Origin of the sequence: Chryseobacterium sp. MYb328 (genome assembly GCF_037572595.1) — a bacterium.
In the GTDB taxonomy this organism is placed as follows: domain Bacteria; phylum Bacteroidota; class Bacteroidia; order Flavobacteriales; family Weeksellaceae; genus Chryseobacterium; species Chryseobacterium pennae.
Genome location: NZ_JBBGZQ010000001.1, coordinates 284,285 through 295,930, shown reverse-complemented (window position 1 = coordinate 295,930; position 11,646 = coordinate 284,285). Strand labels below are relative to the sequence as shown.

Below are 11,646 nucleotides of genomic sequence, written 5' to 3'. Positions count from 1 at the left end.
ACACGGGGGACATTACAGGTGGGACCACTTTTTGGAAAATCGAACTTTTCCTTAAAAATCAAAAAGCCTCTATTTTAGAGGCTTTTTTCATGTATATATGGTAAATGAATTCGTCATGGTTACCCATATTTCGTCATAAAAAAGTTCCCTATTTTTCTCCCCGAATTATTTTTGCATAGAATAGGGAAGAAAATGAAAAATCCAGTCGTAGAATTTGCTTATCTTTAAATTAAAGCAAAATATTTTATGTAAAATATTGGCTATCAATTTTTTATCTTTGAAATTTGTAATTTTTTATCTATCTTAGCTAATTATTTAATGTTACAGGATATAAAATTGTACTCATTAAAAAATAACGACATGGGAAATAAAGTTTCGGTTAAGCCTATTTTACGAACCGATAAAATTTTGAAAAACGGAAATTCTCCGATTTATCTTCAGGTAATCATTAATTCTGTAAAGAAAACCTTTACTTTAAACGAAAACGTTGCTCCTAAAGATTGGGATAAGAAAAGCGGAGAAGCGAAAGGAAAAGGCTATAAGCCTTTGAACGACAAAATAACCAAAGAAAAAACCGATTTGGAGTTATTCCTCCGTCAGAACGAATTAGCAGGTGTCCCTTTATCCTTTACTTTAGTAGATAATTTTCTAAAAGGTACTGATAACAATGATTTTTATGCTGTATTTGATGAGGTTTTGGAAATGAAGAAAGGAGACGGATTAGCTGAAGATACTGTATATAAGTATGAAACTCTAAGGAAACGGTTAAAGAGCTTCAAAGCTAAGTTATTCACTTCAGATATAGACTCTGTTTTTATAACAAAATTTAATAACTATCTAAAGAAATTAGAAATAGGAGAAGGAGGACTATACAATCATCATAAATGTTTGAAATGTATTATTAACGAAGCTATTGAATACAAAAAGTTTAAGGGTGATAATCCTTATAAGAGTAAGAAATCGTTAAAAGTAAAATCCCCAGATCACAAGACTATATTTTTAGATGAAGAAGAGGTTCTTAAAATTTTAAAATTTAAAACTACTTCTGCTACCATGAAAGCTACTAAATATATGTTTCTGCTATCCTGCTGCACAGGATTAAGGTATGGTGATCTATATTCACTAAAAGTCTCTGATATTGATTGGAAGAATAAAATTATCTCTAAAAAAATGTTGAAAACAAAACATATTGTAGATATTCCTCTAAATAGTCAGATAAGAGCTTTACTTGTAAGATTTCTAACTGGTAAAAAACCGAGTGATAAGGTGTTTCCCGAAGTATCTAATCAGGTCGGCAATAGGATTTTAAAAAAATAGCTGAAGAATGTAATATAGATAAAGAGATCAGCTTCCATGTAGGAAGGCATACCTTTGCTTCGTATCTGGTAAACAATAAAAATGTATCCCTACCTTTGGTAAGTAAGCTTCTGGGGCATAGAAGAATCGCTAATACGATGATTTATACAAATTCAAACGTTAAAAATTTAAGAAGCGTAATGGATGTAAGCCGTTACGGATAATTTTATAAATTTGTAAAATGTTAAAAACAAAATAGAATGTAATATAAAAATAAAAATACTTCAACGATAAAGCGTAAGCTGTTTATTGTCTCATCCGAAAACTGGTAATTTTCTTATACACAGACGAAATAAATAGTGAAACGCCCTGCTTTTGCGTGGGGCTTTCCTATTAGTCTGTGTAGGTGTACCAGTACCTCGGTTGATAATACGGTTAAGTTCCACGCTTTTCTATGAATTAAAGCGACTGTATGGAACTTTGCGGTCATGAAATAATCATGGGAAACTTTTCTTATCTGATTCAGAAAAAATATCGAGAGCTGAATTCAGAACAACAAAAAATCTTTATTAACGAATTTGAAAGGCGGAAGAAGTCTGTAGGAATATCTTACCTGCTTTGGTTTCTTTTAGGATGGCATTACGCCTACCTTAAAAAATGGGGTTGGCTGATATTATATATCCTTACCGCAGGAGGTTGTTTTATCTGGGCAATTATTGATCTCTTCAGAATTCCTAAAATGGTAGAACAATATAATAATGATCTTGCTTTAGAGATATTACGGGATATTTCGATCATGTTTCCCGATGAAGGTCGTAATTCAGATGATAATAATGTTTCTAAAAAGGCTGTAAACGACCTTTACATCACTCAAAAAATGCAACCAGGAGAAAGTTATTCATTTTATATAATCGTTGGTATAATCATCTTGTTTAGCATTTCTGCTTTCTTCTTAAAGCCCAATAATACGGAGATGAAAAATAAGATTGTTGATGATGTTATGGCTTATCAGCCTCCACTTTTCAAAAATATAAAAGATTTTTTTGCTGGTGAGAAGCTCAATGAAAGACAATCCCAGAGCTTTATAGCTTTATTTCTATCAGAAAATGGTTATGAAAATAGTAAGGTATATGATGAAGACCTTGTTTTGCTAAGGAAATTAGTCTATAAAGATGAAAATGACAAACAAAGTCTGATAACGGCTTACGGCTTCTTTGGTTTTACAAAGATTATATATGAGGATGAAAATCTGAAAAACAGAAAGTTTGGAAGTTATAAAAATGAGCGGAAGACAAAACCTTATGAATATAGTATAATAGAATCGACGAATAAATATCAAAAATTTGAAAGACTTAATTCTGAAGAAAACCAATCAAAATCTGAAATGAGAGGAAAAAATAAGGTATACCAGAATTCTGAAGCTGAAAATCAGCAGGGAGATTCAATACAAATCAATTAATCATGAAAAACTTAATCGTACTTATCAATCTGTTCATTTTTTCAGTTTTTTATTCCCAAAACTCCTATGAAAACGAACTTAAGCAGACTAAATTGTTTGTGAAAGAAGTTTTGGAAAATCAGCCCTCAAAAGTTATTGAATATGTTAAACTGACTGATGGTAATATAAAACAAAGTAAAACCGATAACCCCGTTGAAGAATTTGAGCTTAAATGGGATATGTTCTATAAAGTCATAAGAAAAAATAACAAAATTGTTTATATCAGTAAATCTGATGATTTATGGGGGCATATTGGAGATAGCAAAACTTCTTATGATTATTACTTCAATGAAGAAGGAATTTTGGTAGGAGCTGAGAAAAGCCTTGATTTCTTTTTGTTAGATACAACGTGTGCAAACCAAATCAAGTATCACGTTTCCTATATCAATATAAAAGCTGAAAAACTGGAAAAAGTCGAAATATACAAAGATGATAACGGGAATATTATTGATTTTACTTCCAGAAAATGCAAAAATAGCAAGACGTATATTCAGAGTATTACCAATAGTTTAGATAAGATTACTTTCAGAAACTTAGAAGGCTTTATGAAGGCTGAGAAAATCAAATATTACAAATAAGATTGGGAAGGAAAATAAAACAAGTAGAAAGCAAGTAAAGACAAGATATGTTTTACTGAAATTACAAGTAAAATAGACGTGAAAATATAAGTCAGAATACAAGAAGAAACAAGTAAGGGTTTCCTAAAAGTTTCTATGAAGTCGAAAAAGGAAAAAGCCCTGATACTATGGGAAATCCTGCCTTTTAAACTTCTAAGAGATTGAGCAATACAAGTAAAAAGTTTTAAAATATTGAGAACCATATTCAAATTTGAAAAGTCTTTTGTAGGTCAGAATGCCAGAAAACAAAATATATTGGAAGGTATACTATTAAAATAAGTTTCATTTGAATCGTAGTTTTACTACAATTTTTGAAATAGTGTCAAAAAAGTTCAGTTTTGGTATTATTTTTATCTACATTTAGTGATATAAAAAGACACAAATCATCATGAAAAAAAGCAGATCTAATGCAGAGAAAATTTCAGAGAATCATATAGCAGGCATTAACCGTGTGGTGAAGCTTGACATTGTAATTGATGGAAAACCTATCAGTCATTTTAAAAACTTCCGTCTACAGCAGAGTGCAAGAAGGCATCATTACTTTGAACTTACTTTAGCTCATGATTCTTTGGGTGAAGCGCAAAATCATAACTTAGAAGAGGCAAAACAGTTTTTCGGGAAAAGACTAACCGTTACTTTCAAATATAAAGATCCTGAAAATGAAAGCCCAGAACGGACATTTGTAGGAGTTGTTATGAAGGTGGCGTTTAGTCAAGAAAAAATGAGTCTGGGAAATATAGTATTGAAAGGAAATAGCCCAACAATTCTGATGGATTCAGCACCCCATACTCAAAGCTTTGGAGGGGATCAATCTGTAAATACTTCCATTATTGCTGAGAGAGTGATTAAAGAGGCATTAGGTACTAATGATTTTGATGTTAGAATAGATTCGCAAAACAATAGTTATATCAACTACAGTTCACAATATTGTGAAACTCACTATAATTACCTTGCCAGAATTGCAGAGGCTTATGGAGAGCAGTTTTATTATGATGGAGAAGTACTTCATTTTGGTAAGCTACCGTATCATGAAAAATCTATTAACCTTATTAATGGAAGTAATGTTAGTGATGTACAGATAGAGCTTAATGCAGTACATACCAAAACTGAATACTTTGGCTATAGTAGCAGTAATCATGCAACAATGCTTGGTATTGATAATCGTATCAAACATTTAGGAGAACTGTCATCAGAAACTTATGAGCGTAACGAGAATATATTTAAAACCCGTTCGCTTACCCCTGCTCCTTTACATCCTAATATGTTCCTTGATATAGATGATTCTCAAAAAAGTGCAAGAGGAAGTAAAGCAGTAGAAGTTTTCACGGTTTCAGGTAAAACAACCGTTCCATTTCTATATATAGGTTGTGTGGCAGATTTAGCCATGAGAAAACCAGATAGTAATCAAACTAACCATTTTACGACTTTGATGATGACTGAGGTAAATCATGAGGTTGATGCAAGAGGCTATTATACGGGGAGTTTTGAAGCTATAGCCGAGGGAACAGGCTTCATGCCTAAACCTGATTTTGTAATACCGAAAGCCGAACCACAAGTTGCAACGGTAATATCCAATGTTGATCCTCTAAACCAAGGAAGAATACAAGTTAGATTTGATTGGCAGTTAAATGATACAACCCATTTTATCAGAATGATGAGTCCTGATGCGGGAGGTACAGGTTCAGTAAGTCAGAATAGAGGCTTTGTAGCTATTCCAGAAATTGGAGATCAGGTAATGGTAGGTTTTGAATATCATAATCCAGACTTTCCCTTTGCAATGGGTGGAATGTTTCATGGAAAGGTTGGATTAGGAGGTGGTGTGGATAACCACTTAAAATCCTTGCAATCCCGAAGTGGAAATAAGATCGTTTTAAATGATACTGAAGGGCAAGGAAGTATTAGAACAGAAGATGGAAGTACCAATTTTATATATTTGGATGGAGAAGGAAATATCAGAATAAATGCACCTAACAATATCATATTCGAGGCTGGAAATAATTTGGAAATGAATGTCGGAAACAACCTGACGATGAATGTTGTAAATACAGCGTTACTTACTATTCTGCAAAAAATGATGGTTAACTCTCCTATTTTATTACAAAATATAACTGACTTTTTACATACACAAGCAGGTAAAGCTGTATTTAATTCAGAGAACGAGATAAAAATTGAAGCAAAGGAAACCAATGTAGCTGGAACCCAAAAATTGTTTATGCATTCTGACCAAAGTACTATCGTTAATAGTAAAGGTATTGTGGATATGCATGGGAAACAAGGAAATAATCAGACTAACAAACCTCAAAACTATAAATACGTTCCTGTTTATGTAGATGAGAGGTGCTTGGTAAGTTTTAGGCCGAAAAATGATTGGGGAGGAAAAGGATACGGTTTTGATTGGGTCAGAGTTGGAGATACTAAGATTCCTGGAGATGTTTATTATGGAAAAGAAGTCGGAAAATATAGAGATTCAAGTGGCGCATTATTTCAGGTTTATGAAAATGAAGATGGTAAACCTCCTGTAAGTTTTTTCATCAGTGATAAAAATGATTTTATCTCTTTAATGTCCAACTTTAATCCTCATGCATATAGTGTTAAAAATAAAAAAGGGAAAAAAGTGATGGTAAACTATTGTGTACCTTGGATAACTCTTTATCCTAAAACCATCGTGAAAAACATCAAACAACCTAACGGAAAGATTGTTCCGACAACATTAACATCAACCTATAGTAATACTACAGCCACTTTAAGAACCATCATAAATATTCAAAAAAAACCTGAAAAATTAGAATTTGAATATGATGATAAATTACTCAATATAGTTAACAAACCTCTTCCTCTTACGGTTGGTAAACATGAAATAGAAATAACCGTAACTTGTTTAAAAGAGCTTAAAAGTGAACAACCCATTAAAGTTATTGCTACTTATAAGGATTCTAAAGGAACTGAAGAAAAATCATTAGCGGGAAAACTTAGGATTACTCAAAACAAAAAACGATTTAAAGCAAAAGTAGTATTTATACAGGTGTCAACTGATATAGGAAATGGAAAAAGAACAGGACAACCGAAAGGTAGAGAAAACGAATTGAAAAAATATATGAATCAAGCGTTAATTACCCCTTATTTTGAAAATACATTATCTTTAGATTTAAGTACTGATACAGATCCAAAAACTAAAAGAAAACATAATAAGAAGAAAAATTTTAATAGGATTGCTAATATAATTAATAACCCACAGGGAGGAGGTGATAAATGGATTGAAAATTCAATAGGAGATAATTTATCCGACTACCTAAATGATGAACTTTATAAACAGTATGGAAAGAAAAAATATCAGAATATCTACAAAGTATATTTCATAAATGAAGAGAACCCGCACATAGCAGGAATCGGTAGAACCATGAATGATCCTGCTGCAAAAACTATACTTGTTTTTAAAGCTGGATTTAATGATAGTACTATTGCCCATGAAGTATTTCATTCCATGGGACTATATCATAGTTTTGATAATGATTCCAAGTTCACTTTTGAACAATTTATTACTGATAATATAATGGATTATTCTGATTTACAAGGATTACCTGTTATCAGTACCTATCATTGGCAGTGGGCAATCTTACAAAGCAGGTCAGAAAAAGAATAGAATACTATCTCGTATTTTTATAAATTAGATAATGAAAATATTGAACTGAAAAAATTATTAAACAATGAAAAAACTTCTGTACATCTGCTTTGTATTATTTATTTCATCCTGTAATTCTCAGGATAAAAAGGAAGACACAAAAGCAACCAAAACCCCAACCTCAGTAAAACATAATACAATGAATCAAAAAAATAATTATGCCAATCTCATTAATGATAAAATTGAACATTTTAACATAAAAAAATACTATGAAAATAATCCAAATGGTTTAGGGAAAACTTACGAAGATAGAGACATTCAAATTGAAGAAAGTTCAGGTGAAGGAGGAAATTGGTTTATAGCTAATTCTACTGCTAAAAATTCAATATTTTCAATATATAAGGAATTTAATGATAAAGGTATTATACTTAAAAAATGGGTAAATTTTAGAAATGGTGGTGGGCCAGTAGGATTCAAATATGAATATGATGACTCTGGAAAACTTATCAAGAAAACTGATATGGATAAAGGATATACTATAACGGCAGATGATATTATTGATTATTGTAAAAAACATGAAATTGATCTATTCTCAGATTATACTCATATAGATAAGAATTACGATGAAGGTTCTCAAAAACTTTATCTAATTAATTATAGAGGTAAATATGAGGGAAAATTTGGGGCGAGAATAATAATTGTTATAGATGGTAGTAATGGGAACTTATTAAAAGTTACCTCAATAAACGGAAAACATAATGATTCTGCGGAAGTATTGTATGAGAAAAAATAATCTTTATGCCACAAAAAATCACTGATACCGCTAAATTATCCTGCAACCAAGGAACAACACCAAGTAATCTAAGTGTTACCAGCCAGAATTTCTCTACGGCTGAAGGGAAACATATTGCTACGGAGCAGGATAAGCAGGCAAATATCAATATTAAACCTTTTGGGCAATGTAAATTAAAACCTACTTCAGGTGGATATTTACCATGTATTCCTGCACCAGTTGCTTGGGAAAAAACAACACAAAAAGATACTATCAATAGTTATAAAATTCTTACAGAAGATTCATTTTGTATGTGTAGTATAGGGGGTAAAATAGAAATAACTAACAAAGGACATGTAGAAAAGCATGAGGTGTGATGAACCATTTAGTTTTTATTCATTAATCAAAAGAATTTGATATTTTTTCTTATTTCTTTATCTTTGAGAAAATACTTAGATCACAAAAAATGAAATACCCTGTAAAATACACTTTTCTTGGTTTCTACTTAAATTCGATTGTTGATAACGGAGGTTTTGTAGAATTAGATATTATTCAGTCTAAAATTAATGGTAAAGCAGTTTTTAGCTATCTCAAAGAAAAATTCGGAGACGAGCTTGATATTAGTCTTTATACAGAAAATGAAATTATCGAAATAGAAGATTATTTTTATAATCTAGATAATGCGATTGACGCAAGAAGAAAATTCGGAATAGAAAAAAATGGAATCTGTCTTCTTGTAGCTTATTGCTTTGAAGCACTTCAACATAATCCTGAAAATCTATAATATGAATAAAAAAGAAAATTTTTATAAAATAGAAAACATAGAAGTTGGTGATGAGGTTATATTTTATTCTACGAACCAACAAAACAATCGTGATCTATATTGGAAGGTTACAGGAAAAGAAGGAAATAGAATTTACATTGAATTAAAAAAAATGGGATGGGAAGAATATTGGACAATTTCTATTGATGAAGTTAAAGGCCATATCCCATTAAGTAAAAAAGATAAATAACAATCTCCTATTTTAGGATGAATATGACATAGCGGTTTTTATAACCGCTTTTTTATGTGAAAATTTTAGCATTGATTTTCAATGAATTCTATTTTAGGCTCAATATGACATACCCAAAAATAAGTGTTATACAATTTCACCTCAGTTTATTATTATGAATAATAAAATTGTTAAACCTTTAAATTTTTACCAAATGAAAAATAATATAACTCTAACAAAATATGTGATCCGAGAAATCAGAAACCTGAAAAAAGAAAACAGAATTATGAGGGAACTTCTCATGGAAAAAAGTAATTTTAGAGAACAATTTACAGTGAAAGAAATTTGCGCTTTGTATGGTATCGAACGCCAAACAGTTTATGATTATAGAAGTAAAGGGCTAAAGTTTACCCAGCTTAAACCCAACGCAAAAATTTTCATTAAAAAATCTGATTTTGAAAAATTCTTAAAAAAAATAATAATGGTAGATAGAATAAAGTTTAGTGTTGATAATGTTGATATTGATAAAGAAATCTTAGCCAAGAAATTTTATAAATCCAGCCCCAATAAAAAAGGTAATATCACTTATACGTTTAAAAATAATTTTGTAGAAGATGACGAGGAAGAAGATTCAGAGTACGAAACTCCTGATACAGAAAAAAGTCCTTATGATAAAAAGTACAAAAAATACCTGTATATAAAATACATTACGTATAAAATCCCTAAAAAACTATCTACAGAAGATGAAATAAAATACGAAATAAGAAATGAACTTATCATCCATAGAAATATACGAAAAGATCGTTTAGGAGAAGGGAAAGTAGAAGATATATCTTATAATGGTTTTGTAAATAGGATTAATAAATATGCTCGGGATTTTAAAATCGAAGAGAAGAAAATGTGGAGTGCAAGAGTGACAAAGGTAGAATTGGGAGTAACTCTTAGGCTAAAAAAAAATATGAAAGGAATTCTGAGTTGTTTTCAAAGCTTTAAAGACCTTCCAGAAAAAAATATCTATAGTGACAATGGGATAAGTTTTATCGGAAGTAATTATTCCGTCTCATTCTATGACAAAATTGAGAGAATGGATAATAATAACGAACTGTTAACAAAGTCAAAAAATAAAAAGAAGCTTAAAGCTAAAGTCACCGAAAAAAATTATTTTCTAAGGCTTGAATTAAAAGTTGAAAAAGTGAGTGGATTCTACAAACAAAACTTCAGAGGTAAACTTAAACATCTGATAGATATAAAAAATAACTGGGATCATTTATTAAAATCTATTGCAAAATTATATTTTGACATAGGATATATTGATGTTTTATCCCAGGAATCCAGAGATTCAATCATTGGTGAAGAAAGAAGGCCCATGAATAATTACTTAAAGTTTAAAGGCATTCAATTAATCGGAAAAGATGTTTTTTTTGAAGAAATATTGCCTCTGATGAAGGAGGATGGAGTTTCAAAATTCCGTAAAGAGTACCGAAAATTTTATGATGATTATGAACGGAAATTCAAATATAGCTACAAGGATGATTTCAAGGCTAAATTAGACGAAAAAGTGGAACTATTGATGCGGAAGGTATAGTATAAAGAGTAATATATATACTAATATAGGTAACTATTAAATACTAAAGAAGGTTATATACTTAGGGCGAAATTTCTGTTTTTGTGATTCCGAAAGTTCCCCCTATTTGTTAAGACTAGAAATCTTTACTATGAATAACCCGATTACTCTGCAAAAGAAGTCCAATCTGAATGAGCTTGATTAATAAGGCAAATTCCTGCCGTTTTTCACTCGAAGTATAAATTTACTATTTCAGAATTTGAATTGAAATTTGATTAGTAAAAACTCGAATCTGAAAATGGGAGTTTCCCTAGACTTACTATCTCTAAAGTTTTACGAAGCTTCTACTTAACTAAGAAGGTATTTAAACAAGCGAAAAGTTTCTAAAAACCAAAGTACGATAAAAGATAGGATACTGTAAATAAAATACATCAAAATATAATATGAGAATTTCTTATTCTTATTGACCAAAATATTGATGACAAAAAGTGCAATGGTAAGAAAAAAGCCGACGGCAACGGCAAGTATCCCTAAAAGAAAATAGACATCTTCTTCATTAAATATACTGATATCTGACATAGTTTAAATTTTGTATGAGTTTAGATTATGTGTTATAGGTTTTATATAGAAAATAAAGATAACTTATTTTTTCCCATTAATCACATTGAAACCAAATTTATCCACATCTCTCCTATTTTAGATTATTATTAATTAACCCCGTAAGCTCTCTTGGTAAAGCATTGAAAATCGACTATCGCTTATTTTTAGTAGAAGTTTACCTTTCAGGATTATTAATTGATTTTCGCCTTATTAATAGAGCTTACAATTTTATTTTAAAATAATATTTATGAAACAAATTAATGAATTGTCGATAGCAGACCTAAAGGCTGCTTATGATTTTGTGAAAACGTCCTTACATTCGTTAAAGGAAATAGAAAGTAATATGGACGAAGAAGAGATCACTTCAGATCGTATTAAAGCTTCCGAAAGATTAAGCAGATTGGAAAATTATCTTTATCATGAACTCCTTAATAGGGTTATATCTTTAGATGTTTAAAATTAAATCCAATTTACATGTTTCTCATTTTTCAACCAGTGATTTCGATTATAATTTACGTTATTAAATACTTTAATTTAATTGTAAATAATTTAAGTTCACTTTGGTTGAAAAATACATAAATTCCTCTTTGTGGAAATTCCCCCCTCCCCCTATTTAAAGGAAAGTTTAAAAATTGTTAGGTTCTGGAGAATCGAATGATCAGAATATTAAAGTAAGAGTTTTTTTAAG

General features: G+C 30.5%; 11 protein-coding genes. All 11 read left to right on the top strand.

Annotated elements, in window-relative coordinates; all coding sequences use genetic code 11:
- Positions 1-360 precede the first annotated feature (360 nt).
- Positions 361-1,317 (top strand): tyrosine-type recombinase/integrase, encoded by a 957-nt coding sequence (locus WH267_RS01465; protein ID WP_340004998.1) that lies wholly within the window; start codon positions 361-363, stop codon positions 1,315-1,317.
- On the top strand, positions 1,314-1,520 hold the full coding sequence (locus WH267_RS25070; RefSeq protein ID WP_445223261.1) for a tyrosine-type recombinase/integrase: 207 nt from the start codon (positions 1,314-1,316) through the stop codon (positions 1,518-1,520). The genes WH267_RS01465 and WH267_RS25070 overlap by 4 nt, the downstream gene beginning before the upstream one ends.
- 275 nt (positions 1,521-1,795) lie before the next feature.
- Positions 1,796-2,755: a TM2 domain-containing protein gene (locus WH267_RS01460; protein ID WP_340004996.1), complete on the top strand. Its 960-nt coding sequence runs from the start codon at positions 1,796-1,798 to the stop codon at positions 2,753-2,755.
- A 2-nt stretch (positions 2,756-2,757) separates the two neighbouring features.
- Positions 2,758-3,372: a hypothetical protein gene (locus tag WH267_RS01455; protein ID WP_340004994.1), complete on the top strand. Its 615-nt coding sequence runs from the start codon at positions 2,758-2,760 to the stop codon at positions 3,370-3,372.
- Positions 3,373-3,799: 427 nt separating this feature from the next.
- Positions 3,800-7,051 carry a phage baseplate assembly protein V gene (locus tag WH267_RS01450; protein ID WP_340004992.1) on the top strand — a complete coding sequence of 1,084 codons (3,252 nt, stop codon included), beginning with the start codon at positions 3,800-3,802 and terminating at the stop codon, positions 7,049-7,051.
- A gap of 64 nt (positions 7,052-7,115) precedes the next feature.
- Entirely contained in the window at positions 7,116-7,823 is a 708-nt protein-coding gene (locus tag WH267_RS01445; RefSeq protein ID WP_340004990.1) for a hypothetical protein, read from the top strand.
- Between the two features lie 5 nt (positions 7,824-7,828).
- Positions 7,829-8,179: a DUF4280 domain-containing protein gene (locus tag WH267_RS01440; protein WP_340004987.1), complete on the top strand. Its 351-nt coding sequence runs from the start codon at positions 7,829-7,831 to the stop codon at positions 8,177-8,179.
- 89 nt (positions 8,180-8,268) lie between these two features.
- Complete coding sequence (locus tag WH267_RS01435) at positions 8,269-8,586, top strand: hypothetical protein (RefSeq protein WP_340004985.1); 318 nt, start codon at positions 8,269-8,271, stop codon at positions 8,584-8,586.
- Position 8,587: 1 nt separating this feature from the next.
- On the top strand, positions 8,588-8,815 hold the full coding sequence (locus WH267_RS01430; RefSeq protein ID WP_340004983.1) for a hypothetical protein: 228 nt from the start codon (positions 8,588-8,590) through the stop codon (positions 8,813-8,815).
- Positions 8,816-9,008: 193 nt separating this feature from the next.
- The gene (locus WH267_RS01425; protein WP_340004981.1) at positions 9,009-10,379 is read left to right on the top strand and encodes a helix-turn-helix domain-containing protein; all 1,371 of its coding nucleotides are present in this window, start codon (positions 9,009-9,011) and stop codon (positions 10,377-10,379) included.
- An 826-nt stretch (positions 10,380-11,205) separates the two neighbouring features.
- On the top strand, positions 11,206-11,415 hold the full coding sequence (locus tag WH267_RS01420; RefSeq protein ID WP_340004980.1) for a hypothetical protein: 210 nt from the start codon (positions 11,206-11,208) through the stop codon (positions 11,413-11,415).
- Positions 11,416-11,646 lie beyond the last annotated feature (231 nt).

What these genes read in the sequence shown, in the direction of transcription:
- WH267_RS01445 (WP_340004990.1), top strand. Translation starts at nt 7,116, where the DNA reads ATGAAAAAACTTCTGTACATCTGCTTTGTATTATTTATTTCATCCTGT.
- WH267_RS01440 (WP_340004987.1), top strand. Translation starts at nt 7,829, where the DNA reads ATGCCACAAAAAATCACTGATACCGCTAAATTATCCTGCAACCAAGGA.
- WH267_RS01420 (WP_340004980.1), top strand. Translation starts at nt 11,206, where the DNA reads ATGAAACAAATTAATGAATTGTCGATAGCAGACCTAAAGGCTGCTTAT.
- WH267_RS01425 (WP_340004981.1), top strand. Translation starts at nt 9,009, where the DNA reads ATGAAAAATAATATAACTCTAACAAAATATGTGATCCGAGAAATCAGA.
- WH267_RS01460 (WP_340004996.1), top strand. Translation starts at nt 1,796, where the DNA reads ATGGGAAACTTTTCTTATCTGATTCAGAAAAAATATCGAGAGCTGAAT.
- WH267_RS01435 (WP_340004985.1), top strand. Translation starts at nt 8,269, where the DNA reads ATGAAATACCCTGTAAAATACACTTTTCTTGGTTTCTACTTAAATTCG.
- WH267_RS01455 (WP_340004994.1), top strand. Translation starts at nt 2,758, where the DNA reads ATGAAAAACTTAATCGTACTTATCAATCTGTTCATTTTTTCAGTTTTT.
- WH267_RS01450 (WP_340004992.1), top strand. Translation starts at nt 3,800, where the DNA reads ATGAAAAAAAGCAGATCTAATGCAGAGAAAATTTCAGAGAATCATATA.
- WH267_RS01465 (WP_340004998.1), top strand. Translation starts at nt 361, where the DNA reads ATGGGAAATAAAGTTTCGGTTAAGCCTATTTTACGAACCGATAAAATT.
- WH267_RS01430 (WP_340004983.1), top strand. Translation starts at nt 8,588, where the DNA reads ATGAATAAAAAAGAAAATTTTTATAAAATAGAAAACATAGAAGTTGGT.